Genomic DNA, 26414 nt, shown 5'->3' on the forward strand with positions numbered 1-26414 from the left:
ATGGACACCTCAGAGAACACCCGCTCCGGCACCCGGAGCCGCTCCGGCTCGGACGGCGCGTCGGGGCTCGACAAGCTGATGGGCGAGTTCTCCCGTTACGCCGCGGCCCAGGCCGACCAGCTGGCCCGGAAGGCGGGCGACAAGCTCGACGGCCTGACGGACCAGCTCTACGACGTCGTCGACAACGGCGGTGACCTCGCCGGTCTCGGCAGCCGCGTCCTCGGCGGCGACTCGCCGCTCAAGGCCGTCGCCGGCCAGGCGCTGGGAAAGGTGAAGGACAAGGTCACCGACGTCGCCTCGCAGGCGCTGGGCAAGGGGAAGGGCCGCAAGAGCGGGGGAGGGAAGGTCGTCAACATCGTGGAGTGGCTCGACGTGGGCCTGCCGCTGCGGACCACCTACGACCACTGGACGCAGTACGAGGAGTTCAGCGGCTTCGCCAAGGGCGTCCGTGACGTCTCGCGCGCCGACGACACGACCACCGACTGGAAGCTGAAGGTCGGTCCGTCCTCCCGCAGCTGGAAGGCGACGGTGCAGGAGCAGGTCCCGGACGAGCGGATCGTCTGGAGCTCCGAAGGCGCGAAGGGCACCACGCGCGGCTGCGTGAGCTTCCACGAGCTGGCCCCCTCGCTGACCAGGATCGTCGTGGTCGTCGAGTACCACCCCGCCGGGCTCTTCGAGAAGACCGGCAACATCTGGCGCGCCCAGGGCCGCCGTCTGCGCCTGGACCTGAAGCACTTCCTCCGGCACGTGGCCCTGAGCACCGACGAGCCCGACGGCTGGCGGGGCGAGATCCGGGACGGAGAGGTCGTAAGGACCCACGAGGAAGCCCTCGAAGAGGAAGAGGCGGAAGAGGCCGAAGAGGCGGAGGGGGACGGCGAGGGCGGCGAGACGGCAGAGGACTACGAGGACGAGGCGGAGGCCGAGGAGGACGAGGGCGGCTACGAAGGGGCCGGAGGCGCGGAGGAGGACGAAGAGGAGGAAGGCGCGGAGGACGAAGAGGAGGAAGGCGCGGAGGACGAGCAGGGCTACGGGGAGGGCGAGGGGGAGGAGACCGAGGACGAGGACTACGAGGAGGGCGAGGAAGAGGCGGAGGAGGAGCCCGCCCCCGCCCGCCGCAGGCGCTGAGGCGCCGGACGGGCGAGGACGGAGCACGCGCCGGGCCCCGTGGCCGCACCGCCGGCGCCGGTGCGGACGGGGCTTCCGGCGCGGTCGCGGCCCGGGGGCGGGATGCGCGGGCGGGGTGCGCGGGAACGGCGTGCGCGGGAGCGGGACCTCCTCTGCCGTGACGCGCACGACCTCGGCCGTGACGCGTACGACTGCGCCCTCTCCCGTGTTCGTGCTGCCCCGCCCGTCGAGCCCGTCCCCGGGTGCGTCCGGCGCGGAGGGAAGGAGGCGGCAGGCCCGTGGGAGGCGGGTTCAGGGAGCGGGCGGGGCCGGGGCGGGTGCGGACAGGGCGAGCCCCGGGACGACGGGAGGGAGCCCGTCGGCCCGGGGCGTGGCGGACGCGGTCAGTGCCGCAGGGTGTCCTTCGCCTTCTCGCCGGTCTGCCGGGCCTGCGCGGCCACCTGCTCGGCCTTGCCCTTCATCTCCAGCGACTCGTTGCCCACGGTCTTGCCCGTGGTCTCCTTGGCCTTGCCCTTCGCGGCCTTCGCCATGTTCTTGGCCTTCTTGCCGGCGGCCATGTCCCTCACCTCGGAACGCTCTCGTCGAAGTGTCGTGGTGCTTCCGGTCTCCGCGTGTACCCCGGATCCGCCGGGTCACGCACCCGGCCGGATCCTGCGGGGCGTCACGGCCCGGAATCGGGTGCGGACCGCGTGGCGCAGCAGCGTCTTCGCGCTCCACAGGGTGGCCCGGGCGCCCCAGAGGGCGAGGCGGCCCTCGGCGCGCCGGGTCACTCCGGCGGGTGTCCAGCGGCGCAGCGCCCGGCGGCGCGGGCGCCGTCCGAAAGCGGGCGTCACGGGTCTCTCCGCCCGGGTGTCCGGTCGGGGAGGAGGCGCGTGCGGTCGTTCATGGGGACCCCTTTCCGCGAGGACGGGTCCGGTGTCCTTCCGTCTGCGCGGCCGGCGCGATTCCAAACATGGGGTCCCGTCCGGACCCCTCCGTCGCCCTGGAGGACCGGCTGCGGCCGGTCCTCCAGGGCGACGTGCTCCTCCAGGACGGCGGCCGGGCGGCGCGGCCCCGGTGCGCCTGTCGGGCGGGCGGCGATCGCCCCGCGCCCGGTCGACACCCCGCACCCTCCGGTAGCATCGATCACGACAGATCTCTTTGCTTTGAAAGCAAAATCAAAACGGAGGGTGCGGGGTGCCGACCGAGCGCGAGGGGAGCGGGGCCGCCGGACCGGACGTCGACGACGCCGTCCGTACGCTGCTGCTGCTCATGCCCCGGATGGTGGGGCGCGTCAAGCGCATCAAGGTGCCGGAGGAGCTGGCGTCGCTGACACTGGCGCCCCGTCACCTCTCCCTGCTCGCCTATCTCCTCTTCGACGGCCCGCAGAGCGTCAACGAACTGGCCGCGCGGCTGGGCGTCGCCCCCACCACCGTCAGCCTGATGGTGGGGGACCTCTCGAAGAAGGGGATCCTGGACCGGCACGAGGACCCGGCCGACCGCAGGCGCAAGATCGTGTCGATCGCCGAGGACCGGAGAGGGGCCATCGACGGCTGGCTCGGCCGCAGCGCCGGTGCCTGGCGGGCGGCCCTCGCCCCGCTGGGACCCGCCGAACGGCGGATGTTCATCGACACCCTCGCGGCGTACGAGCACGGTCTGGCCGACGCAGAAGAATGACGGAAACGGGCCCCGGTCCTCCCGCGAGGGAACCGGGGCCCCCAAGGGCAGGAAGAAGATGATGAGTACGAGCACGAAGGCGTTGACCCGCGAGTGGACCACGTGGGGGCCGGTGGTGGCCCTGCTTGCGCTGGTCTTCGCCTGGGGGCGGGAGCTACCGGCCCTCGCCGTGGCCCTCGTCGCGCTCGCCCTCGTCGCCGCCGTGCTCGCCGCCGTCCACCACGCCGAGGTCATCGCCCACCGGGTCGGCGAACCCTTCGGCTCGCTCGTCCTCGCCGTCGCCGTCACCGTCATCGAGGTCGGACTGATCGTCAGCCTCATGGCGGGCGGCGGGGAGAAGACCGCCACCTACGCCCGCGACACGGTCTTCGCCGCCGTCATGATCACCTGCAACGGCATCGTCGGCCTCGCGCTCCTGGTCGGCGCGCTGCGCAACCGGGTCGCGGTCTTCAACGCCGAGGGCTCCGGCGGCGCGCTCGCCACCGTCTGCACCCTCGCCACCATGACCCTGGTGCTCCCCACCTTCACCACCAGCCACCCGGGCCCCGAGTTCTCCGGTGCCCAGCTCGCCTTCGCCGCCATCGCCTCCCTCGGTCTGTACGGCGTCTTCGTCGCCGTGCAGACCGTCCGGCACCGCGACTACTTCCTCCCCGTCCCCATCGAGGGCAAGGAGTGCTCGGAGGAGGAGCACGCCGAGCCGCCGACCAAGGCCGTCACCCTCGCCAGCCTCGGCCTCCTCCTGGTCGCCCTCGTCGCCGTCGTCGGCAACGCCAAGGTGATCTCCCCGACCATCGAGGACGGCGTCCAGTCCGCCGGCCTGCCCAAGGCCGTCGTCGGTGTCGTCATCGCCCTCATGGTCCTGCTCCCCGAGACGCTCGCCGCCGTGCGCGCCGCCCGCCGCAACCGCGTGCAGACCAGCCTCAACCTCGCCTACGGCTCCGCGATCGCCAGCATCGGCCTGACCATCCCGGCGATCGCGCTCGCCTCCATCTGGCTGTCCGGGCCCCTGGTGCTCGGCCTGGGCCCCCTCCACCTGGTCCTGCTCGCCCTCACCGGTGTGGTGAGCGCCCTGACCGTGGTGCCCGGACGGGCCACGCTCCTCCAGGGCGGCGTCCACCTCGCGATCTTCGCCGCCTTCGTCTTCCTGTCCTTCAGCCCCTGACGACCACGATCCGCAGCGCGGGCGAGCGCAGGATGTCCTTCTCGCAGAACCGGGAGGTCACCCAGCGCTCGTCCGCGTACAGCCGCGTCTGGTCGCTGTGGTGCGGCGAGGCCGGGTTCGAGGACTGGGAGTACGTGAGCAGGGTGCGGGCCACCGGGCAGCGCCCGCCGTCCCAGCCGACCGCCTGGACGTGGCTCGTCCCGTGCGCGACCTCCACGTAGCCGCCGCCCGCCGCGTTCCACACCGGCTCCGTCTTGTTCCAGACGCCCAGGGACTCCGTCCCCCCGCCCACCGGGATCCGCTCCCCGCCCCGCACCACGAACTGGTGGTCCCGCAGCGGCCCGTCCAGCGGGATCCCCGCCGCCCGCAGCTCCGCCACCGCGTCCGCCAGGGCCTTCGCGAAGCCCGCCGACCCCGTCTCGACGCCCCGCGGGGTGCGCACCGGGTCCGCCGCCGAGAACGGCACCCTCCACTGCTGCGCCACCGGCACCGAGCCCGTGAACTTCCTCCAGAAGCGGTCGAAGAGCAGCGCGCCCCGGCTGTCCGAGTCCATCGTGCGGTCCCAGGCGCCCAGCACCCGGCACGCCTCGGGGTCCGACGGCAGCACGCCCGGGCAGGCGGCGACCACGTCCGCCGCGGCCAGACCGGCGGCCGGCACGCGGTTGGCGAACTGCTGCCGCTGGAGGTCGTCCACCGTGAGCCCGCCCCGCGCGGCCATCCCCGCCACGTCCTCGATCCCGCCCCGGGTCCGCAGCGAGCGCGGGGTGCCCAGGGTGCCGAAGACCCGCTCGTACCCGGTCAGCGGCCGCTCCGCGTTGGTCAGCCAGGCGCTGTCGTTGGAGTTCACCGCGTACGGGGCGTCCTTCAGCACCGGCATCCGCGACGGCCCGAAGATCCCCGGCTGCACCGCGTCCGGGTCCGAGCCGAGCGCGCACTCCGTCCGCGAGCCGTCGAGGACGGCGACCCCCGAGGCCGGGTAGACGACCCGGCCGAGCGGCGTGGAGCACCGCTCCGCGAGCTCGTCGGTGATCCGGGGCAGCACCTGCGCCTGGCCGAAGTAGGTGCGCCCCGCCGAGTCGGCGGCCACCGTGTTCACCCACGGCAGGCCCTGGGTGCGGCGCAGCGTCTCGGCGACGTCGGCCGTCGAGCGGGCCCGCGCGAAGCCCAGCGCCGTGTCGGAGCCGCGCAGGTTGGCGGCGTTGGGGTCGTTGAGGGCGTACGCGGTGGTCGCCGTCCACGGCAGCGGCAGGCTCGCGCCGAGGCCGCCGGTCACCGGCCCGTACCGGGTCCACCACTGGGTACGGGTCACCGGCTCGCCGTCCCGGTCCGCCACCGTCACCGTCCGCGCGGTCATCCGCTCGGGCCTGCCGTCCACCAGATAGGCCGTCGGGTCGCCCGGCACCAGCGTCAGCTGGTGGAGGTTCACCGGCACGCCGGTGGCCACCGTGTGGCTCCAGGCGACCTTGTCGTTGAAACCGATGTTGACGACGGTGGTGCCGAGCAGGGAGGCGCCCGAGACGTTCAGCTCCCCGGGGATCGTCTGCTGCGACTGCCAGAACCGGCGGCCGCCCTGCCACGGGTAGTGCGGATTGCCCAGGAGCAGCCCGCGCCCGTTCGCCGTCGTGGCGCCCGAGAAGGCGACCGCGTTGGAGCCCATGGTGGCGTTCTCCGGAGCGAACAGCGCCCGCGCGGCCTCCGCGACGGCCTCCGGCGACGGACCGCCCGGCGCCCCCCGCGCTCCCGACGGCGCGGCCGCGGGTGCGACGGCCGGCGGGCGGGCCGCCGCGATGCCGTCCACCGCCCGCCCCTGCCCGCCGAGCACCGAGACGGCGAAGCCGCGCCGCGCCACGTCCAGGGCCGTCACCGGGCGGACCCACCCGGCGCCCGCGCAGGCCGGGTCGGTGACCCGGTTCTTCCGCAGCCAGGCGTTGTACCCGGCCGCCCACCCGCGCATCAGCTCCTTCAGGTCGCCGCTCGGGCCCGCGGGCGCCGGGGTCCGCAGCAGCGCCTCGACCGTCCCGGCCTCCTTGACGCCCCGGAAGTACAGGTCGCTCGCGAGGTTGGTGGTGGCGGAGGAGAGCGAGCCGTCCGGCGCGCCGGCGGCGCCGAAGTGCCGGGAGCGCTCGCCGTTCACGGTGACGAAGCCGTCCGCGAGGACGCACACCTGGTCGGCGGCCTGCGCCCAGCCGGTCCCGAAGCCCAGGTTCGCGTAGTCCCGGGCGAGGATGTGCGGCACGCCGTACTCGGTGTACCGGATGACGGCGCTCAGCCCGCGGTCGGAGGGCCGGTCCTCCCGGTCCCGTCCGTCCGGACGGGCGGCCGCCGCGCCCGGCAGGAGCCCCGCGGTGACGGCGGCGAGCGACGCGCCCACCAGGGCGAGCCGTCTCCGGGAGCGGCGGGCGAAGAGGGTGCGGACGGGCACGATGCCTCCCCAAGGGCAAGCGGGCGGAGCCGGTCGGGCCATCCAGTCAGCAAGCGACCGCCCTGTCAACATCCCGTTCGGTATCCGAGGCCCCGGACGTGTCCCGCGGCCGTGCCCCCGCACCGAGGATCCAGCCATGGAACGAGGACTCCTCACCCGCACCGTCGACGGCGTGCTCCGCGCGAGCGCCGAGCGCGTCCCCGGCCGGGTCGCCCTGCGGTACGCGGACCGCGCCTGGACCTACGCCGAACTGGACGCCGCCGTCTCCACCGCCGCGGCCGTGCTGCGCCGCGCGCCGGGACTCGTGCCCGGCGCCCGGGTCGCCACGTACGGACACAACTCCGACGCCTACCTGATCGCCTTCCTGGCCTGCGCCCGGGCGGGCCTCGTCCACGTTCCCGTCAACCACCACCTCACCGGCGACGACCTCGCCTACCTCCTGGACCAGTCCGGGAGCTCCCTGGTCCTCGCCGATCCCGGACTCGCCGGCCGGATCCCCGCCGGCGTGCCGGTCCGGGCCCTGCGCGACGCGCCCGGTTCGCTCCTGGACGCGCTCGCGGAGCCGGAGCCGTACGCCTCCGACAGCGATCCCCGCGACCTCGTGCAGCTCCTGTACACCTCCGGCACCACCGCCCTGCCGAAGGGCGCGATGATGACCCACCGTGCCCTCGTCCACGAGTACGCCAGCGCCGTCGAGGCGCTCGACCTCGCCGAGGACGACCGGCCGGTGCACGCCCTGCCGCTGTACCACTCCGCCCAGACGCACGTCTTCCTGCTGCCGTACCTGGCGGTCGGCGCGGAGAGCACCCTCCTCGAAGGACCCGACCCCGAGACCCTGTTCGGCCTCGTCGAGACGGGGCGCGCGGACAGCCTCTTCGCCCCGCCGACCGTGTGGATCGCCCTCGCCCACCACCCCGGCTTCGCCGGACGGGACCTGTCGGCGCTGCGCAAGGCCTACTACGGCGCCTCGATCATGCCGGTGCCCGTCCTGGAGCGGCTGCGCGGCCACCTGCCCGGCCTCGCCTTCTACAACTGCTTCGGCCAGTCCGAGATCGGACCGCTCGCCACCGTCCTCGGCCCCGCCGAGCACGAGGGCCGCCCGGACTCCTGCGGCCGCCCCGTCCGGCACGTCGAGGCGCGGGTCGTCGACGAGGACGGCAAGGACGTCCCCGACGGCACCCCCGGCGAGATCGTCTACCGGTCCCCGCAGCTCTGCGAGGGCTACTGGGCCAAGCCGGAGGAGACCGCCGCCGCCTTCCGCGACGGCTGGTTCCGCTCCGGCGACCTCGCGGTCCGGGACGCCGACGGCTATCTGACGATCGTCGACCGGGTGAAGGACGTCATCAACTCCGGCGGCGTGCTCGTCGCCTCCCGCCAGGTCGAGGACGCCCTCTACACCCATCCGGCGGTCGCCGAGACCGCCGTCATCGGCCTGCCCGACGAGCGCTGGATCGAGGCGGTCACCGCCGTCGTCGTCCCGCGCGCCGAGGTCACCGAGGCCGAACTCCTCGCGCACGCACGGGAGTCCCTCTCCTCCTTCAAGGCCCCCAAGCGCATCGTCTTCACCGACGCCCTGCCCCGCAACGCCAGCGGAAAGATCCTCAAGCGGGAACTGCGCGACCGGTACGCGTGAGGCGGGCGGGGGCCCTGCCCGGCTCAGCGCCGGCGCAGCACCTCCGCGACCCGGGAGAACCCGTCCGCACCGTGGCCGAGCGCCACGGTGCGGACGGCGAGCCCCTCGATCGCGCGCATCACGCCCGAGTCGATGGCGTGCGCCTCCGCCGCGTGCACGACGTGCCCCATCGTGGACACCCCGGACGTCAGCGGGTTGATCGCGCCGGAGTAGGTGCCGTCCTCGACGTCCCCGGCGAACTCCTCGAAGAGCGGCGGCAGGATCCGCGCGATCCCCGCGGCGAACGGCGCCAGTTCGCGCGGCGAGACGCCCTCCGCGTCCGCCAGGGCCAGCGCGTGCACGTATCCGGCCATCGACGTCCAGAAGATGTCGAGGAGCGCGATGTCGTAGGCCGCGGCCCGGCTCACCTCCTCGCCGAGGTGGGTGTGGCTGCCGCCGAGCGCGTCGAGCACCGCCCTGTGCTCCTCGTACACGGCGGCCGGACCGCTGTAGAGGAAGACGCCGCCCGCCGAACCGATCGTGTCGGCCGGCGTCATGATGGCACCGTCGACGTAGGCGATGCCGTGCTCCCCGGCCCAGCCGCCGGTGTCGCGGGCCCGGCCGGGCGTGTCGGCGGAGAGGTTGACCAGGGCGCGGCCCTTGAGCGCGGCCTCCACCGCGTCCTGCCGCAGCACCGCGTCCGTGGCGTCGTAGTTGACCAGGCAGACGACGGTCACCGGGCTCGCGGCGACCGCCTCGGCGGCGCTCGCGGCCACGGCGGCCCCCCGCTCGACGAGGTCGCCCTCCCGGCCGGGCGTACGGTTCCACACGGTGGTGCGCACCCCGGCCGCGAGGAACGCGCCGGCCAGCGCGCGGCCCATCGGACCGAGCCCCAGGACGGTGACGGCGGGCTGCTGCGGGGTGGACTCCGGCTTGACGGACATGCGTGAACTCCTGTGCAGAGAATGCGGATTAAGGTGGGTGTGCGGCCGCTCGCGCGCTTGGCGCCGAGGCATGACGGAGCGGCCGCGGACTCACGGGACGTACGGGGACGGGAGAGGACGATGGCGCGTATCCGCCTCGACGAGGGCGACGGGGCGACCTGCGGCGTGGCCGCGGCGATCTCGGTGATCGACGGCAAGTGGAAGACCACGCTGCTGTGGATGCTCGAATCGGGTCCGCACCGCCCCGGCGAACTGCGCCGGAAGGTGCGCGGGATCAGCGAGAAGGTGCTGACCCAGGCGTTGCGCGAGATGGAGCGGGACGGGCTCGTGCACCGTGAGACGCACGACGTCGTGCCGCCCAAGACCGTCTACTCGCTGACCGAGTCCGGCCTCGCGCTCTCGCTCATGCTGGCCCCGCTCTCCGACTGGGGCCACGGCCACCTCGACCGTCTGGCCGAGGAGCGCGCCGCCTCCTGACCCCCGTCTTCCTCCGTCTCCTCCGTCCCTTCCGTCCCGTGAGGCGCCGTCCTCGTGGACGTCTCCACCTTCTCCCGAGGCGCGGGGGCCGACAAGTACCCACAAAAAAGTGGGTATGGGGCTCTCGGGCGTCTCAGCGGTCTCGGGCGTCTCGGAGGGCGCGGTTCAGCCGATGCGCTTCCAGTCCTGGCAGCCGGTGGACTGGAAGGCCTCGTCACCGGCGAGGACCGTGACGGTGGCCTGCCCCTCGGTGGCCCCGTTGGCGATGATCTCCCCGCTGTCGCCCGTGGTGCCCGCGAGCCGGGCCCAGTAGCACGACGAGCCGGCCGGGCCCGCGCTGCGGTACGTCCCCGGCGTGACCTCCTCGCCCACCAGGAAGGTGCCGTCTCCGGGGATGCCGTCCCGCGTGGCCCCCGCGGGGGTGCGGGTGGCCTCGGGCGTCGTGTCCGTCGTGCCCGCCGCGGACGCCGCCGCCGAAGCCTCGGCGGGCGGTGCGGAGGCGTCCCGCGAGGCGGCGGGCCGGGCGGCCGGAGGATCGGCGGCGTCGCCGCCCCCGCTGCCCACGATGCCGATGAGGACTCCCACCCCGATCCCGCCGAGCGCCGCGAGCGCGTGGGTCAGGACGCTCCGCCGTCCGCCCGCCGCGGGCGGTCCCGGCGCCGGCGCCGAGGACGGATCGCCCCACTGCGGGCCCCGGGGCGGCCCGGAGGGGGCGCTGCGGCTGGTCATGCGTTCAGGGTGCGACCGATCCGCCCCGGGCGCACGCCGAAACGATCGGGCGGGGTGTGCGGCGGCCGGCCGGCGGCGGGTTCCGGTGCGGTGCTACTCCTCGCGCAGGTCGACGATCCGCTTGATCTTGCCCACCGACCGCTCCAGGGTCTCCGGGTCCACGACCTCGACCGCGACCGAGACGCCGATGCCGTCCTTGACGGACCGCGCGATGTCCCGGGCGGCCCGGGCGCGGTCCTCGGGGCCGGCGTCGGCGCGGGCCTCCGCGCGGACGGTCAGGACGTCGAGGCGGCCCTCGCGGGTGAGGCGGAGCTGGAAGTGGGGGGCCACCGCGGGGGTGCGGAGCACGATCTCCTCGATCTGGGTCGGGAAGAGGTTCACCCCGCGCAGGATGATCATGTCGTCGCTGCGGCCCGTGACCTTCTCCATCCGGCGGAACGCGGGCCGCGCGGTGCCCGGCAGGAGGCGGGTCAGGTCCCGGGTGCGGTAGCGGACGACCGGCATGGCCTCCTTGGTGAGCGAGGTGAAGACGAGCTCGCCCTCCTCGCCGTCGGGCAGCACCTCGCCCGTGAGCGGGTCCACGATCTCCGGGTAGAAGTGGTCCTCCCAGATGTGGAGGCCGTCCTTGGTCTCCACGCACTCCTGCGCCACGCCCGGGCCCATCACCTCCGACAGGCCGTATATGTCGACCGCGTCGATCGCGAACCGCTCCTCGATCTCCCGGCGCATGGCCTCCGTCCACGGTTCCGCGCCGAAGACGCCGACCTTGAGGGAGGTCGAGCGCGGGTCGACGCCCTGCCGCTCGAACTCGTCCAGCAGCGTGAGCATGTAACTGGGCGTCACCATGATGATCTCGGGCTCGAAGTCCTGGATCAGCCGCACCTGGCGGGCGGTCATGCCGCCGGAGGCGGGGATCACCGTGCAGCCGAGCCGCTCGGCGCCGTAGTGCGCCCCGAGGCCACCGGTGAAGAGGCCGTACCCGTACGCCACGTGGACCCGGTGGCCGGGGCGGGCACCGGCCGCCCGCAGCGAGCGGGCGACCACGTCGGCCCAGACCTCCAGGTCGCCCTCCGTGTAGCCCACGACCGTCGGCAGGCCGGTGGTGCCGCTGGAGGCGTGGACGCGGCGGATCTCCGACCGGTCGACGGCGAACATCCCGAAGGGGTAGTGGTCGCGCAGGTCCGCCTTGGTGGTGAAGGGGAAGCGCGCCAGGTCGGCCAGGGAGCGGCAGTCGTCGGGGTGCACCCCGGCCGCGTCGAAGGAGCGCCGGTGGAAGTCCACGTGGGCGTACGCGTGCCGCAGCGTGCTCCGCAGCCGCTCCAGCTGGAGCGCCGCCAGCTCCTCGCGCCCGAGCCGTTCGCCGCCGTCCAGCAGTTCCTTCATGCGCCGCCACTCCTCCGCACTCGTCAGGACGCCCCAGGGGAAAACGGACGACCGATCATTCGGTAGATACGTGTGGGGGACAGTAAAACGTTGCCGGGGAGGGGTTTGGCAAGGGGTGGACGCCACCTTTCACCGGCGGGGGCGCGGCCGTCCCGGGAACCGGCCCCTCCGGGCCCGGACCGCCCCCGTGTCCGACGGGCGGCCGTGCCCGCGCGCGGGGAGCCGGGGGCGCTCGTGCGGCGAGCCGGCGCCGCCCGCGCCGGGCCGAAATGGCGTTGCCGCGCCGGGGAAGCCGCCGTTCAATGGCACCGATGAACCTCGCACACCACCTCCTCGACCTGTACGACCGGCAGTTGCGGCGGGAGGCCCGGCCCGACGGGCCCGGCTGCCGCGTCGAGCGCGCCGGCGCCGTCGTCCGCCAGACCGGGCCCGCCCACGCGTGGAACGGCGTCCTCTGGTCCGGTCTCGACGCGCACACCGCCGACGCGGAGATCGCCGCGCAGCTCGCCCACTACCGCGCGGCGGGCGTCCCCTTCGAGTGGAAGCTGTACGGCCACGACGGCCCCGCCGACCTCGGCGCGCGGCTCGTCGCGGCCGGCCTCACCGCCGAGGAGCCGGAGACCGTGCTCGTCGCCGAGGCGGGGGCGCAGGCCGGCGCCGTGGCGCTGCCGCACGGCGTGGAGCTCCGCGAGGTCACCGACGCCGAGGGGGTGCGCCAGGTGGTCGAGGTCCACGAACGGGCCTTCGGCACCGACAGCTCCGACCTCGGCCGCCGCCTCCTGGACCGGCTGGCCGCCGGCCCCGGCACGGTCACCGCCGTCCTCGCCCTCGCCGACGGGGTCCCCGTCAGCGCGGCCCGCCTGGAGCTGTACCCGGGCACCGACTTCGCCGGGCTGTGGGGCGGCGGCACCGTCGAGGAGTGGCGCGGCCGGGGCCTCTACCGCGCGCTCGTGGCCCACCGCGCCCGCGTGGCGGCCGCCCACGGCCACCGGTACGTCCAGGTCGACGCCGCCCCCACCAGCCGCCCCGTCCTCCGGCGCCTCGGCTTCGTCCCGCTCACCACCACCACGCCGTACGTCCACGCCTGACCGGCGTTGTCGGTGCCCCGGTGCATCATCGGGAGGAGAGGACACGCACGGGAGGGGACGGGCATGGCGATCACGAACGAGAAGGTGGGGGAGCGCGCCTTCCTGCGCGGGCTGTACGAGGACGGGTACTTCCCCGACCACGTCGTCGACCAGGGGCGCGAGATCCTGCTCCGCCTCTGCGAGCGCATCGAGGCCGACCGGCCGGCGGACCTGCCGGGGCTGTACGCCCTCACCCACGCGGCGACGGAGGAGTTCAACGCCCTGGAGGCGGAGTTCGAGGCCGCCGGGAGCGAGATCGAGACCGTGGCCCGGGAGGAGATAGGCGGGGACTTCCGGTTCGTCGCCACCGCCTACGGCTTCGCGGACGCGGACCCGGAGGAGCTGATCGCCACCCGCGCGTGGTGAGCCGCGCCGAGCGGTCGGATCCGGAGCGGGGCGGACGTCCGGCCGCGGCGCGCGCCGACGGGGCGGCGGCCGCCGCCCCGGGGCGGGAGGCAGGGGCGGGACCGTCCCGCCTCAGCCCAGTGCGGCCCGACGCGCCTCGATGCGGGCCCGGTGCGCCGGGTACCAGGGTTCGCCCTCGCTCCGTTCGACGACCGCGGCGGCCCGGCGGCGGGCAGAGACCTGACGGATCAGGTCGACGACGGCCCACAGGAACAGCACGGGGAGCAGGACGCGCAGCCAGGTCAGCGGCGCGAGGAGGACCGCCGCCGCGAGCACGGCCGAGACGACGAGGCTGCCGGCCACCAGCATCCGTGAGGCCACCCGCGCCGCCGGGACGGGGTCCTCGGACCCTGCCCCTGCCCCGGCGTCGTCCGGTTCGCCCCACGTGTGGACGGTCGTCTCCCGGGTCAGCGCCCCGCTGCGCAGCAGGATCCACACCCCGGGCGCCAGTACGGACAGCACCGCCACCGTCCGCGCCGCACCGGCGTCCGGCATCCACACCGCGGCCGCGCAGACCGTGGTCAGCAGGAAGTGCGCCCACGGCGGGGTGATCGCCTGGAGCGCCCGCGTCCGCTCGGCGTCGAGCAGCGCGGACAGGGCCTCGGGCGTGGGCCGGGGGGTGGTCGGGTCGTTCATGGTGTTCCTCTGGGGGCACGGGGCCGGAAGGGGGGCTCCGGGCCTGTCCGCCGGATCGGGCCGGACAGTCCCGCGCCGCCGTTCCGCTCCGGCGGGACGGCGACGGATGATCAGACCACGGACGCGGCACAAAGGTTGCGCCCGCGTTCGACCGTCTCCCACCGGGACCGCGCCGACCGTCTCCCGCCGGGACCGCCCCGGCCGGCATCCTCCCTCCCGGTTCCGGTTCCGGTTCCGGTTCCGGTCCCGGTCCCGGTCCCGGGGTGGCCGGGGGTCCGGTCAGGACCTCCAGTGCGCCGGGCGGTCGAAGCCCTGCGGGAGGACGGTGGCGGTGTCGCCGCGGGCCGAGTTCAGCTGGGGCTGGGTGAGGAAGAGGGCGTCCGTCAGGACGGCGCCGGACAGGTCGGCGTCGCGCAGGTCGGCACCGATCAGGTCCGTGAGGGTCAGGTCCGCGCCGGTCAGGTCGGCGGCGATCAGCAGGGCGCCGCGCAGGTCGGTCCCCCGGAGCTTCGCGCCGCGCAGCCGCTTGCCGACGAGGTCGGCGCCCCGCCGGCCGCGCGGCGTGCCGCCGGCCGTGGCGCGGACGAGCTCGCTGGTCCGCAGGAGCAGCGGGTTGACCCCGGCGCGCACCGGGGCGACGTCCAGCTCCTCCAGGTCGGCGGCGGGCAGCGAGGCCAGCTCCTCGACGCGGGCCAGGGCGGTGCGCAGCTCGCCGTGGATCCGGCGCGCGGCGGGCCGCTCCAGGGCCTCGGTGAGGTAGCGGAGCAGCTCGTGGAGCTGGCGCACCACGGGGAAGACCTCGTACATCCGGCGGGCGGTCTCCGGCGCCTCCCGCCAGGACACGCCGCCGAAGGTCACCTGGGAGACCCGCTGGCCGGCGCCGAAGCAGTCGTACACCGTGCAGCCCTGGTAGCCGCTCGGCCGCAGCCGGGTGTGGATGCCGCACCGGAAGTCGTCCCGGAGGTTGCGGCAGGGGTCGCCGGCGGACTTGTCGGCGGCGAAGTCGGCCGACTTGGCGAACGGCAGGGCCACGCAGCACAGGCCGAAGCACTGCGCGCAGTCGCCGCGCAGCGCGGTTTCCCGGGTGTCGGGCACGGTGGAACGGCTCCTTCGCGGCTCGGGGGCGGTCCCCCCACCGTATCGCGGGCCGGTGGGGCGGGCGTCGTCCCGCCGGGCCACCGTCCCGGCGCGCGCCGCGGGCCGTCCCCTTCCCGGCACCCCTTTCCCTCCCGGCGTCCGTCCCCTCCCGCAGCGGAAGCCCCTACCCGCGTTCCCCCGCGTCCGCCTCCGTCGCCACCGTCCTGGCCCAGCGGTAGTCCGCCTTGCCGCTCGGCGAGCGCTGGATGCGGTCGGCGAGGACGAGCTGGCGGGGCACCTTGTAGCCGGCGAGGTGGCGGCGACAGTGCTCCTGGACGGCCGCCAGGTCCAGCGGTGCGGAGCCCTCGCGCTGCTGGACGACCGCGGCCACGTGGCTGCCCCACGTCGCGTCCGGGACGCCCGCGACCAGCGCGTCGTACACGTCGGGGTGCGACTTGAGGGCCTGCTCGACCTCCTCCGGGTAGACCTTCTCGCCGCCGGTGTTGATGCACTGCGAGCCGCGGCCGAGGACGGTGACCACGCCGTCCGCGTCGACCGTGGCCATGTCGCCGAGGAGCACCCACCGCACCCCGTCCCGCTCGAAGAAGGTCTCGGCCGTCTTCGCCGGGTCGTTGTAGTAGCCGAGCGGCACGTGTCCGCGCTGGGCGAGGCGGCCGACGGCGCCGACGGCGACCGGCTCCAGGGTGGCCTGGTCGACGACCTGGGTGCGCTCGTTGACGTGCAGCCGGAAGCCCTTCTCCGGTCCCGAGTCGTCGGTCGCCCGGCCGTTCGAACCCGACTCCGTGGAGCCGAAGTTGTTCAGCAGGATGACGTTCGGCATCAGCTCGCGCAGCTGCGCCCGCACGGTCTCCGACATGATCGCGCCGGAGGAGGAGAGGCTGAACAGCGCGGACAGGTCGGTGCCGCGCAGCGGCCCGGCGAGCGCGTCGATCAGCGGACGCAGCATCGCGTCCCCGACCAGGGAGATGCTGGACACCCTCTCCTTCTCCAGGGTCCGCAGCACCTCCTCGGGCACGTACTTGCGGTGCAGGACCACCCGCTGGCCGTAGTTGAAGGCGATGAAGGTGGTGAGGGTGGAGGTGCCGTGCATGAGCGGCGGCGCGGGGAAGAAGGTGATCCCGGCCCCGCCCGCGGCCACCCGCTCGGCCAGCTCCTCGGGGCGCTTGACCGGTTCGCCGGAGGGGTCGCCGCCGAAGAGTCCGGCGAAGAACAGGTCCTCCTGGCGCCACAGGACGCCCTTGGGCATGCCGGTGGTGCCGCCGGTGTAGATGATGAACAGGTCGTCGCCGGAGCGGGTGGCGAAGCCGCGCCCGGGGGAGGCGGCCGCCTCCGCCTCTTCGAGGGGCACGGCGTCGAGGACGGCGGCCCCCTCGGGCGGGGTCCCCACCCGCACGAGGTGCCGCAGGCGTTCGGTCCGCGGCAGGGCCGCCGCCACGCGGTCCGTGAACTCGGCGTCGTACACCAGGGCGGCGAGGTCGGCGTCCCGGTAGAGGTAGACCAACTCCTCTTCCACGTAGCGGTAGTTGACGTTCACCGGCACGATCCTGGCCTTCAGGCAGGCGAGCACGGTCTGGAGGTACTCGACGCCGTTGTACAGGTGGAGTCCCAGGTGCTCGCCGGGGCGGACGCCCGCGCCGAGCAGGTGGTGGGCCAGCCGGTTGGCCGCCTCGTCGAGTTCGGAGTACGTGAGCCTGCGCTCGGCCCCCGTGCCCGGGTGGTCGACGTAGACCAGCGCCTCGCGCTCGGGCACCACGTCCACGACCGATTCGAACAGGTCGGCAAGGTTGTACTCCACCGTTCCTCCTGACCCCGGCGCGTTCGGACTCGGGCGGTCATCAGAGCACCGACGGGCACAGGTGGGAAGGGGGCGCGTCAAAGAATCTGACTGAGTGTCAGAAAACTATTGAACTGCCCCCGCCGCTCCTGCAACCTGTTCCAGAACTGGAGACGGGAGATGCCCATGGCCGGCACCGAACACCTCACCGTGCGGCGCGAAGGCGCCACGCTCGTCCTCACCCTCAACCGCCCCGAGGCGAAGAACGCCCTCTCGCTGCCGATGCTCGTCGGCCTCCACGACGGCTGGACGGAGGCGGACGCCGACGACGGCGTCCGCTCGATCGTCCTCACCGGAGCGGGCGGCGCCTTCTGCGCCGGCATGGACCTCAAGGCCCTCGCCGGGAAGGGCATGGCCGGGGAGTCCTACCGCGACCGGCTCAAGGCCGATCCCGACCTGCACTGGAAGGCGATGCTCCGCCACCACCGCCCCCGCAAGCCCGTCATCGCCGCCGTCGAGGGCGCCTGCGTGGCCGGCGGCACGGAGATCCTCCAGGGCACCGACATCCGGGTCGCCGGAGCCTCCGCCACCTTCGGCCTCTTCGAGGTCCGGCGCGGCCTCTTCCCGATCGGCGGCTCCACCGTCCGGCTGCCCCGCCAGATCCCGCGCACCCACGCCCTCGAAATGCTCCTCACCGGACGTCCGTACACCGCCGAGGAGGCGGCCCGCATCGGGCTGATCGGACGGGTCGTCCCCGACGGGCAGGCCCTCGACGCCGCCCTCGGCCTCGCCGAACGGATCAACGCCTGCGGACCGCTTGCCGTCGAGGCCGTCAAGGCCTCCGTCTACGAGGCCGCCGAGCTCACCGAGACCGAGGGCCTCGCGGCCGAACTCAAGCGCGGCTGGCCGGTCTTCGACACGGCGGACGCGAAGGAGGGGGCGAAGGCGTTCGCCGAGAAGCGGCCCCCGGTGTACCGCCGGGAGTGACCGCCCGGCCCCGCCCTCCCCCAGCCCGCCGACCAAGGAGCCGCCCATGTCGTCCGCCGCCCCTCCCGAGCAGCTGAAAGCCCCGCTCGTCGTCGAGTTCCCCTTCACCCGCTCGCTCGGCCCCGTCCAGTCCGCCTTCCTCACCGGCCTGCGCGAGCGGACCGTCCTCGGCGTCCGCACCGGGAGCGGCCGGATCCTCGTCCCGCCCGTCGAGTACGACCCCGAGACCGCCGCCGAGCTGACCGAGCTCGTGCGGGTCGAGCCCACCGGCACCGTCACCACCTGGGCCTGGAACCCCGAACCCCGCACCGGCCAGCCCCTCGCCACCCCCTTCGCCTGGGTCCTCGTCCGCCTCGACGGCGCCGACACCGCCCTCCTGCACGCCCTCGACGCGCCCGGCCCCGACGCCGTCCGCACCGGCATGCGCGTCCGCGTCCGCTGGGCGGCCGAACGCACCGGCGCGATCACCGACATCGCCTGCTTCGAGCCGTCCGGGGAAGGCGCCCGGGACGTCGAACCCGCCCCGCACACCGGAGAGTTCGACCGGCCCGTCACCGGCATCGTCGCCGAGGCCCGCCTGGACTACACCTACAGCCCCGGCCGCGCCCAGACCCGCTACCTGCACGGCCTGGCCGAGCGCCGCACGATCGGCGAGCGCTGCCCCTCCTGCGCCAAGGTCTACGTCCCGCCCCGCGGCGCCTGCCCCACCTGCGGCGTCGCCACCACCGACCGGGTCGAGGTCGGCCCCCGCGGCACCGTCACCACCTACTGCATCGTCAACATCAAGGCGAAGAACCTCGACATCGAGGTCCCCTACGTCTACGCCCACATCGCCCTCGACGGCGCCGGCCTCGCCCTCCACGGCCGGATCGGCGGCATCCCCTACGACCAGGTCCGCATGGGACTGCGCGTCGAACCGGTGTGGAGCGAGGACGGCCGCTACCCCGACCACTACCGCCCCACCGGCGAACCGGACGCCGACTACGACACGTACAAGGAGCTGCTATGAGCGCCCCCGGCCGGGACGTGGCCATCGTCGCCTTCGCCCAGAGCGACCACCGGCGCCGCACCGACGACCTCTCCGAGGTCGAGATGGTGATGCCGGTCCTCCACGAGGTCCTGCGGCAGACCGGTCTGAAGACCTCCGACATCGGCTTCACCTGCTCCGGCTCCTCCGACTACCTCGCCGGACGGGCCTTCTCCTTCACCATGGCCCTCGACGGGGTCGGCGCCTGGCCGCCGATCTCCGAGTCCCACGTGGAGATGGACGGCGCCTGGGCCCTCTACGAGGCCTGGGTCAAGCTCCTCACCGGAGAGGCCGACACCGCCCTCGTCTACTCCTACGGGAAGTCCTCGCCCGGCTCCGTCCGCGACGTGCTGACCCGCCAGCTCGACCCCTACTACGTCGCCCCGCTCTGGCCGGACTCCGTCGCCCTCGCCGCCCTCCAGGCCCAGGCGCTCATCGACGCCGGCGACACCGACGAGGCGGCCCTCGCGGCCCTCGCGGCCCGTCGCCGCGCCGACGCCGCCGCCAACCCGCACGCCCAGGTCACCGGAGCCCGGCCGCAGGGCGACCACGTCGTCGCACCGCTGCGCACCGGCGACTGCCCGCCCGTCGGCGACGGCGTCGCCGCCGTGATCCTCGCCGCCGGCGACCGGGCCCGCGCGCTGTGCGAGCGGCCCGCCTGGATCCGCGGCATGGACCACCGCATCGAGGCGCACGCGCTGGGCGTCCGCGACCTCACCGACTCGCCCTCCACCCGGCTCGCCGCCGAACGCGCCGGCGCCTTCGACCGGCCCGTGGACACCGCCGAGCTGCACGCCCCCTTCACCTCCCAGGAGGTCGTCCTCACCAAGGCCCTCGGCCTCGGCGACGGGGTCCGCGTCAACCCCTCCGGCGGGGCGCTCGCCGCCAACCCCGTCATGGCCGCCGGCCTCCTCCGGCTCGGCGAGGCGGCCGCCCGCATCCACCGCGGGGAGTCCGACCGCGCGCTCGCCCACGCCACCTCCGGCCCCTGCCTCCAGCAGAACCTGGTCGCCGTCCTGGAAGGAGACCCCCGTGGCTAAGGAACCCGTGGCCGTCGTCGGCATCGGCCAGACCAAGCACGTCGCCGCCCGCCACGACGTCTCGATCGCCGGACTCGTCCGCGAGGCCGCCGCGCGGGCCCTCGCCGACGCCGAGCTGACCTGGGCGGACATCGACGCCGTCGTCATCGGCAAGGCGCCCGACTTCTTCGAGGGCGTCATGATGCCGGAGCTGTACCTCGCCGACGCCCTCGGCGCCGTCGGCAAGCCCATGCTCCGCGTCCACACCGCCGGCTCCGTCGGCGGCTCCACCGCCCTGGTCGCCGCCAACCTGGTCGCCGCCCGCGTCCACCGGACCGTGCTGACCCTCGCCTTCGAGAAGCAGTCCGAGTCGAACGCGATGTGGGGCCTCTCCCTGCCGGTCCCCTTCCAGCAGCCGCTCCTCGCCGGAGCCGGCGGCTTCTTCGCCCCGCACGTCCGCGCCTACATGCGCCGCACCGGCGCCCCCGACGCGATCGGCTCCCTCGTCGCGTACAAGGACCGCCGCAACGCGCTGAAGAACCCCTACGCCCACCTCCACGAGCACGACATCACCCTGGAGAAGGTGCGGGCGTCCCCCATGCTGTGGGACCCGATCCGCTACTCCGAGACCTGCCCCTCCTCCGACGGCGCCTGCGCCATGGTCCTCACCGACCGGGCCGGCGCGGACCGGGCGCCGCGCCCCGCGGCCTGGGTGCACGGCGGCGCCATGCGCAGCGAGCCGACCCTCTTCGCCGGGAAGGACTTCGTCTCGCCCCGGGCGGGCTCCGACTGCGCCGCCGACGTCTACCGGCAGGCCGGGATCACCGACCCGCGCCGGCAGATCGACGCCGTCGAGATGTACGTGCCGTTCTCCTGGTACGAGCCGATGTGGCTGGAGAACCTCGGCTTCGCCGCCGAGGGCGAGGGGTGGAAGCTCACCGAGGCCGGCGTCACCGAACTCGGCGGCGACCTCCCGGTGAACCCCTCCGGAGGCGTCCTGTCCACCAACCCGATCGGCGCCTCCGGCATGATCCGCTTCGCCGAGGCCGCCCTCCAGGTGCGGGGCGAGGCGGGCGAGCACCAGGTGGACGGTGCCCGCCGGGCCCTCGGGCACGCCTACGGCGGCGGCGCCCAGTTCTTCGCCATGTGGCTGGTGGGCGCCGAACCGCCGGCCGGCTGAGCCGGTTCAGGCGCGCAGGCCGTCCCGCACCCGGGTCGCCAGCGCCACCGGATCGCCCTTCGTGGTCACCGGGAAGGTGTTCCGCCGCAGGTTCCACTGGTTCTCCCAGGCGAACCAGTCGATCGCGACGGGCGCCCGCCCGGTGACCAGGGCGGTCTCCAGCGAGTCCAGGTAGGCCGACCAGCGGGGCGCGTAGAAGTCCGACACCAGCCCCGACCACTCGCGGTTGGCGTAGTCGTGCAGCCCCGCCTCGCTCCCCGCCCGGTGCCCCCAGGTCGTGACGAGCGAGCGGGCGTCGAACTCCAGCGCGGCCCGCTCCGCGTCCGACCGCGCCCACGAGCGGGCCCCCTCCAGCCACGGGCCGAGGAGGAACCGCCGGTCGGTGGCGAGGACCTCGTCGAGCAGCGCCATCGACCGCCGCCACTCCGCCGCCCGCGCCCGGAACCCGGCCAGGTCCTTCGCCTCGTACGCCGCCTTGAGCCGCGGCAGCAGCACCCGGCTCCGGTTGGTGAGCGCCTGCCGGGCCGTGTCCACCAGGTCGAAGCGGTACGCGTCGGTGGACCGCAGCGCCGGCGCCACCTGGAGCAGCTCGGTCAGCGCGCTCTCCACCGTCGCCGCGTCGTACCGCATCGTCTTGGGCCCCCAGGAGGCCGCGGTCCGCACGGTCAGGCTCGGACGGGCGGTGAAGAGGCTGTCCTGGGACTCGCTCCAGCCGTTGGACGGAGTGCCGTACGGGCCCTGGCGCAGCCACTCCCAGGCCTTGGCGGCGTGCGCGTCGGGGGCGCCGTAGCGGCGGGCCGCGTAGCGGGCGAACCAGTCGGCGTGGTCCACCGGGGCGTCCCGCCAGGCCAGTTCGGTGAAGAGCGAGAAGGTCACCGGGTTGGCGGAGGTGGCCTCCGGCAGGAAGGCGATCCCCCGCAGGGCGCTGCCCGGCTTCGTCCGCCACGCCTCGAACCGGTCCGTCCACACCGAGGTGTTGGCGCCGATCGTGGTGTGCCCGCCGAAGTTGGGGATGGTGCCGAAGGCGTACGGCGTCCCGGACCAGGCCGTCTCCCGGTCCAGGTTGTCGTAGCGGTCGGAGAGGCCGTCCACCACGAGCAGCCGGGAGGTGTCCACGCCGGCGAGCAGCTCGGCCTTCGGGTTGCGCTGCCAGCCGAGCAGCACCCAGGTCGCGCCCGGGCGGGCGTCGTCGAGCGTCTGCATCACCCGGGAGGCGGCCTCGCCGACCGGCACGTCCCCGGCGTTCCCGCCCTCGTGCAGCAGGTCCATCTTGTACATCGTGGTGGTGCCGAGCAGCCGCGCCTGGTGGCGGTAGAACGCCGAGGCGACGCGGGGGAAGAGCGCCCCGCGCGGATCGAGCCAGTCCGGCCGGGTGAAGCCGATCCAGCGGCCCTGCGGCACCACCCGGCCCTCCGGGTTGCGCTCCGTGAAGCCCGGCGGCACGGTGCCGAAGTACCCCGGCAGCACCGGTGTCATCCCCAGCTCGCGCAGCCGGTCCACGATCCGCTTGCCGAGCGCCGCCCGGCGGGCGATCAGCTGTTCGGTCACCGGCCCTCCGAACGAGGACATGTTCTGCATCAGCCACCACGGCTGGTGCGCGGGGCCCGGGATCCACGCGCGCAGCTCCGCGTCCGTGTAGCCGAACTCCTGGAAGGCGGCGTGGTAGGCGGCCTCGGCACCCATCTGTACGAACACCTCGTTCACCCCGTGCAGGGCGAGGAGGTCGATCTGGCGTTCGTACGCCGCCCAGTCCCGGTAGGCGCCCGAATAGCCGTCGTCCGTGTCGTTGAGCGCGAAGCGGTGCGGCACCGAGGCCGACTCGCGGACCGTGGCCGCCGGTCCGGGCAGCCGGTCCGGCAGCGCCGCGAGGCTGTCCCCGGGCGAGCCGAGGTCCACCCCCACGGTGTAGGCGAGGTACCAGTGCACCCCGCGCAGCAGGACCGCGGGCGTGGTGCCCGTGACCACGATCCGCCCCGTCGAACCCGACACCGTGAACGTGTCGCCCGCGCCGGTCCTCGGCACCAGGACCAGGTCGAACTGGCCCGCGTGCCGGGGCATCAGCCGTGTCAGCGCGGCCCGCGCGGCGCCCGCCGAGTAGGCCGCCGCCGGGGCGCCGGCGGCACCGGCCGGGTCCGCCGCCGGCGCCCCGGGCTCGGCGGCCGCCCGCTCCGCGGAGGGCAGTGCGGTCAGCACGGCGGCGCACAGGGCGAGGGAGCAGGCCGAGCGGGCGGCCCAGGACCGCGCGCGGGAAGTGGGAGGTCTCAAGTGCGGCTCATCCCCTCGTACGAAACCATGGAGCGATCATGAACTGACCGTCCGTCATATGGGAGTATTCGGCGGCACCCCGGTCAAGGACGACACGCGCCGCGCGCCCCTTCCCCGACTCCGTACATCTGTCCGTCGAACACGCCCCGACCTGCGGGTCGGCGGGGGCGTCCGGCCCCCCGAAGACCACCCGAACTGCTTGGGGGAATGCCGTTACACGGACCACGTTCCGGCGTACGCTGGACCTTTCGTGGGGTGATCGCCCCGGCGCCCCGACCGTGCGCCGGGCGTGCGCCCCCTGTGTGGGGGTGGAACGTGGCACGACAGGACGGCAGGCCGGCCCGACAGGGCTTCGGCCTCTTCGAACGCGAGGTCGCGCTCGACGCCGCCGAGGAGGCGCTCGACCTGCTGGCCGGCCTCGCCGGCGAGCCCCCGTCCCCGCCCGAGCGCGTCCCGGCCCCGCGCGATCCCCGCGTCGTCCCCCTCCGCAGCCGCACCGGCTCCGCCGACGCCGCCCGCCCCGCCGAACCTCCCGCCGCGCGCGGCGGCGTCCTCGTCTACGCCGCGCCCGCCGGGCTCGGCAAGACCACCCTCCTGGCCGAGATCCGCCGCCGGGCCGGAGCCCGCGGCTGCACCGTCCTGTCCGCCCGCGGCGGCGACCAGGAGCAGCGCGTCGCCTTCCACGTCGCCCGCCAGCTCCTCCAGCCGCAGCTCGCCCACGCCTCCGACGCCGAGCTCCGCGAACGGCTCGGATCCTGGTACGACATCGTCGGCCCCGCCCTCGGCCTGCGGGCCGCCACCGCCGGCTCCCCGCCCGACCCGCAGGGCCTGCGCGACGGCCTCGACTGGGTCCTGACCCACCTCGCCGTCCGCCGCGCCCCGCTGGTCGTCGTCCTCGACGACGCCCACTGGGCCGACCCGGAGTCCCTCGGCTGGCTCGCCTCCTTCGCGCCGCGCGCCGAGGACCTCCCCATGCTCCTCGTCGTCGCCTACCGGCCCGACGAACTCCCCGACGAAGGCGCCGAGTTCACAGGACACCGGTCCGGACAGCGCCCGCTCGGCCTGGCCCCGCTCACCCCTGAGGCCGTCGCCCGCCTCGTCCGCGACCGGATCGGCGCCCACGCCGACGACGCCTTCTGCCGCGACTTCTGGACCGTCACCTCCGGCAACCCCTTCGAGACCGTCGAGCTCGCCGCCAAGGTCCGCGACCGCGGCCTCGACCCCACCGGCGACGGCGCCCACGAGCTCCGCGACCTCGCCGCCGCCCTCAAGGGCAGCGGACTCGTCAGCCGCCTCGAACGGCTCGGCGCGGCCACCGTCCGCCTCGCGTGGGCGTGCGCCGTCCTCGGCACCGAGATCTCCCCGGCCCTCGCCGGCGCCCTCGCGGGCCTGGGCGACGAGGCCGTCGCCGACTGCGCCGGACGCCTCCGCGAGGCCCGCGTCCTCGCCGACACCGGCTCCGACGGCCCGCTCGAGTTCGTCCACCCGCTGATCGCCAGCACCGTCTACCGCTCCATCCCCGACGCCCTGCGGGTCGCCCTGCACGGGCAGGCCGCCTGGTGCGTCATCGACGCCGGACTCGGCCCCGCCACCGCGGCCCGCCACCTCCTGGAGACCCACCCCGAGGGAGACTCCTGGGTCGTCGCCCAGCTCCGCGCCGCCGCCCGCGAGAACCTCCGCGCCGGCGCCCCCGACGCGGCCCGCCGCCACCTCGCCCGCGCCCTGCGCGAACCTCCCTCCGCCGACGAGCGCGCCGCCGTCCTCTTCGAGCTCGGCTCCGCCTCGCTGCTCACCGAACCCGCCACCACCGTCAACCACCTGCGCGCCGCCCTGGAGGAGCCCATCTCCGACCAGGCCCTGCGCCAGGGCATCGTCTACTGCCTCTCCCAGGTCCTCGCCCACAGCGACCGCCTCGTCGAGGCCTCCGAGCTGCTGGAGAGCGAGAGCCGCCAGGCCACCGACGCCCGCAGCCGGCTCCGCATCCAGGCCGAGCGCTTCATGTGGGACGCGCTCCGCTCCGACGAACCCGAGTCCCCGGCCCGCTCCCGCCGCCTGGCCGCCCTCGCCGACCGGCTCACCGGCCGCGACCTCACGGAGCGCTACATCATCGGTCTGCGCGCCTGGGACGCCACCCTGCGCGCCGAGCCCGCCACCGTCGCCCTCCGCCACGCGGAGCGGGCCCTCGAAGGCGGCCTGAGCTGGGCCGACGAGAGCCGCGGCTTCGAGGTCCCGGTCCTCGTCGCGCTCATCCACCTCTACGCCGACCGGCCCGGCCGCGCCGAGGAGCTCTTCGCCGCCGGCACCGCCGAGTTCGAGAAGCAGGGCTGGCGCGGCGCCCACCTCTCCTTCGCCTACACCCTCCTCGGCTACATCCGCTTCCGGCGCGGCCGCCTCATGGAGGCCGAGGACTTCGTCCGCGCGGGCCTCCGCCTCGCCGAGCGCGTCGGCCCCCGCACCCCCGCCCTCTGGTACGCGACCGGCGTCATGATCGAGGTCCTGATCGCCCGGGGCCGTACGGAGGAGGCGGAGCGGGTCGCCCGCGAGCACGACTTCGGCGAGCCCTTCCCCGCCGCCGTCACCATCCCCGACTGCGAGACCGTCCATGCCGGACTGCTCCTCGCCCTCGGCCGCCCCGAGGAGGCCGCCGCCGAGCTGACCGACATCGGCCGGCGCCTCGACCCCCGCGGCAAGCGCAACCCGTCCTGCTGTCCCTGGCAGCTCCACCTCGCCCTCGCCGAGGCGGCCACCCATCCCGCGCGGGCACTCGCCACCGCCCAGGACGCCGTCGCCCGCGCCCGCCAGTACGGCGCGCCCTCCGCGATCGGCCAGGCGCTGCGCGTGACCGCCGAGGTCTCCGAGGGCGCCGAGCGGATCAAGCTCCTGGAGGAGTCCGTCGACTGGCTGGACCAGTCCCCGGCCGCCTACGAGCTGGCCCGCTCGCTGGTCGCCCTCGGAGCCGCGCTCCGCCGCACCGAGCGCCACGCCGAAGCCGCCGAGCACCTCTACCGCGGCCTGGAGACCGCCCAGGACTGCGGCGCCGACGGCCTCGTCGAGGAGGCCCGCGCCGAGCTGGCCGCCGCCGGGCTGCGCCCGCGCGCCCTGCACACCGCCGACGGCAACTCGCTCACCGCCCGTGAGCGGGCCGCCGCCCGGGCCATCGTCAGCGGTCTCGACCCGGCCGCCGCCCTCGGCGTCGCCCCGACCGCCGCGGCCCGGCTGCTCTCCGCCGTCTACCGCAAGCTGGGCACCGACCGCGCCGGGCTCGTCCACGCCCTGGGCGACGCCGACGAGCGGGAGGAGGCGGAGACGACGCCCGGGGAGGCGGATCCGGTGGGCTGAGGCGGCCCGGCCCACCCGGACGGCTCCGGAAGGGCGGAGCCGGGCGC

Annotated in this window: 22 protein-coding genes; 12 read left to right on the plus strand and 10 right to left on the minus strand. The window is 74.8% G+C overall.

The genetic code is table 11. The features are described 5' to 3' along the window. Positions 1-1125, plus strand: coding sequence for an SRPBCC family protein (locus IE287_RS21785; protein ID WP_189850817.1), 1125 nt, complete (start codon positions 1-3; stop codon positions 1123-1125). 383 nt (positions 1126-1508) lie between these two features. On the opposite strand, the gene IE287_RS21790 is transcribed toward IE287_RS21785, so the two are convergent. Both IE287_RS21790 and IE287_RS21795 read right to left on the minus strand, forming a co-directional pair. Then, on the minus strand, positions 1509-1682 hold the full coding sequence (locus tag IE287_RS21790) for a CsbD family protein (RefSeq protein ID WP_189850818.1): 174 nt from the start codon (positions 1680-1682) through the stop codon (positions 1509-1511). Positions 1683-1757: 75 nt separating this feature from the next. Then, complete coding sequence (locus tag IE287_RS21795) at positions 1758-1958, minus strand: hypothetical protein (RefSeq protein WP_189850819.1); 201 nt, start codon at positions 1956-1958, stop codon at positions 1758-1760. Between the two features lie 418 nt (positions 1959-2376). On the opposite strand from IE287_RS21795, the gene IE287_RS21800 reads away from it, so the two are divergent. Further along, complete coding sequence (locus IE287_RS21800) at positions 2377-2781, plus strand: MarR family winged helix-turn-helix transcriptional regulator (RefSeq protein WP_189850952.1); 405 nt, start codon at positions 2377-2379, stop codon at positions 2779-2781. A 61-nt stretch (positions 2782-2842) separates the two neighbouring features. Continuing rightward, complete coding sequence (locus IE287_RS21805) at positions 2843-3943, plus strand: calcium:cation antiporter (protein ID WP_189850820.1); 1101 nt, start codon at positions 2843-2845, stop codon at positions 3941-3943. On the opposite strand, the gene IE287_RS21810 is transcribed toward IE287_RS21805, so the two are convergent. Then, positions 3933-6365, minus strand: a complete 2433-nt coding sequence (locus IE287_RS21810) for a penicillin acylase family protein (protein WP_229883634.1) — start codon at positions 6363-6365, stop codon at positions 3933-3935. The genes IE287_RS21805 and IE287_RS21810 overlap by 11 nt on opposite strands. A 136-nt stretch (positions 6366-6501) precedes the next feature. Between IE287_RS21810 and IE287_RS21815 the strand changes: the two genes are divergently transcribed. Further along, positions 6502-7998, plus strand: a complete 1497-nt coding sequence (locus IE287_RS21815) for a fatty acyl-CoA synthetase (protein WP_189850822.1) — start codon at positions 6502-6504, stop codon at positions 7996-7998. A gap of 23 nt (positions 7999-8021) precedes the next feature. On the opposite strand, the gene IE287_RS21820 is transcribed toward IE287_RS21815, so the two are convergent. Beyond that, entirely contained in the window at positions 8022-8921 is a 900-nt protein-coding gene (locus tag IE287_RS21820) for an NAD(P)-dependent oxidoreductase (RefSeq protein WP_189850823.1), read from the minus strand. A 120-nt stretch (positions 8922-9041) separates the two neighbouring features. On the opposite strand from IE287_RS21820, the gene IE287_RS21825 reads away from it, so the two are divergent. Continuing rightward, complete coding sequence (locus IE287_RS21825) at positions 9042-9398, plus strand: winged helix-turn-helix transcriptional regulator (protein WP_189850824.1); 357 nt, start codon at positions 9042-9044, stop codon at positions 9396-9398. A gap of 165 nt (positions 9399-9563) precedes the next feature. Here the strand turns inward: IE287_RS21825 and IE287_RS21830 are convergent, their stop codons facing one another. Then, positions 9564-10127 (minus strand): Rv1352/Rv1906c domain-containing protein, encoded by a 564-nt coding sequence (locus tag IE287_RS21830; protein WP_189850825.1) that lies wholly within the window; start codon positions 10125-10127, stop codon positions 9564-9566. A 93-nt stretch (positions 10128-10220) separates the two neighbouring features. Next, the gene (gene paaK / locus IE287_RS21835) at positions 10221-11510 is read right to left on the minus strand and encodes a phenylacetate--CoA ligase PaaK (protein ID WP_189850826.1); all 1290 of its coding nucleotides are present in this window, start codon (positions 11508-11510) and stop codon (positions 10221-10223) included. A 311-nt stretch (positions 11511-11821) separates the two neighbouring features. Between paaK and IE287_RS21840 the strand changes: the two genes are divergently transcribed. Beyond that, entirely contained in the window at positions 11822-12598 is a 777-nt protein-coding gene (locus IE287_RS21840) for a GNAT family N-acetyltransferase (RefSeq protein WP_189850827.1), read from the plus strand. A gap of 63 nt (positions 12599-12661) precedes the next feature. Beyond that, the gene (locus IE287_RS21845) at positions 12662-13003 is read left to right on the plus strand and encodes a DUF5713 family protein (RefSeq protein WP_189850828.1); all 342 of its coding nucleotides are present in this window, start codon (positions 12662-12664) and stop codon (positions 13001-13003) included. Between the two features lie 111 nt (positions 13004-13114). Here the strand turns inward: IE287_RS21845 and IE287_RS21850 are convergent, their stop codons facing one another. The 3 genes from IE287_RS21850 to IE287_RS21860 all read right to left on the minus strand — a co-directional run bounded on the left by IE287_RS21850 (position 13115) and on the right by IE287_RS21860 (position 16571). Next, entirely contained in the window at positions 13115-13678 is a 564-nt protein-coding gene (locus tag IE287_RS21850; protein WP_189850829.1) for a hypothetical protein, read from the minus strand. Between the two features lie 279 nt (positions 13679-13957). Beyond that, positions 13958-14773, minus strand: a complete 816-nt coding sequence (locus IE287_RS21855) for a pentapeptide repeat-containing protein (protein WP_189850830.1) — start codon at positions 14771-14773, stop codon at positions 13958-13960. Positions 14774-14939: 166 nt separating this feature from the next. Next, positions 14940-16571 carry an acyl-CoA synthetase gene (locus IE287_RS21860; protein WP_189850831.1) on the minus strand — a complete coding sequence of 544 codons (1632 nt, stop codon included), beginning with the start codon at positions 16569-16571 and terminating at the stop codon, positions 14940-14942. Between the two features lie 165 nt (positions 16572-16736). On the opposite strand from IE287_RS21860, the gene IE287_RS21865 reads away from it, so the two are divergent. Genes IE287_RS21865 through IE287_RS21880 form a run of 4 tightly spaced genes read left to right on the plus strand, consistent with a single transcriptional unit; the run spans position 16737 to position 20763 of the window. After that, positions 16737-17537, plus strand: a complete 801-nt coding sequence (locus tag IE287_RS21865) for a crotonase/enoyl-CoA hydratase family protein (RefSeq protein ID WP_189850832.1) — start codon at positions 16737-16739, stop codon at positions 17535-17537. A 46-nt stretch (positions 17538-17583) separates the two neighbouring features. Then, positions 17584-18546, plus strand: coding sequence for a Zn-ribbon domain-containing OB-fold protein (locus IE287_RS21870; protein ID WP_189850833.1), 963 nt, complete (start codon positions 17584-17586; stop codon positions 18544-18546). Next, positions 18543-19604: a thiolase family protein gene (locus tag IE287_RS21875; RefSeq protein WP_189850834.1), complete on the plus strand. Its 1062-nt coding sequence runs from the start codon at positions 18543-18545 to the stop codon at positions 19602-19604. Before IE287_RS21870 ends, IE287_RS21875 begins: the two co-directional genes overlap by 4 nt. Further along, the gene (locus tag IE287_RS21880; RefSeq protein ID WP_189850835.1) at positions 19597-20763 is read left to right on the plus strand and encodes a thiolase family protein; all 1167 of its coding nucleotides are present in this window, start codon (positions 19597-19599) and stop codon (positions 20761-20763) included. The genes IE287_RS21875 and IE287_RS21880 overlap by 8 nt, the downstream gene beginning before the upstream one ends. Before the next feature lie 6 nt (positions 20764-20769). Here the strand turns inward: IE287_RS21880 and IE287_RS21885 are convergent, their stop codons facing one another. Further along, positions 20770-23028 (minus strand): alpha-N-acetylglucosaminidase, encoded by a 2259-nt coding sequence (locus IE287_RS21885; protein WP_229883635.1) that lies wholly within the window; start codon positions 23026-23028, stop codon positions 20770-20772. Between the two features lie 315 nt (positions 23029-23343). On the opposite strand from IE287_RS21885, the gene IE287_RS21890 reads away from it, so the two are divergent. Then, entirely contained in the window at positions 23344-26367 is a 3024-nt protein-coding gene (locus IE287_RS21890; protein ID WP_268254991.1) for an ATP-binding protein, read from the plus strand. Positions 26368-26414: the final 47 nt, after the last annotated feature.

It is taken from the genome of Streptomyces omiyaensis, assembly GCF_014650895.1.
GTDB lineage: Bacteria > Actinomycetota > Actinomycetes > Streptomycetales > Streptomycetaceae > Streptomyces > Streptomyces omiyaensis.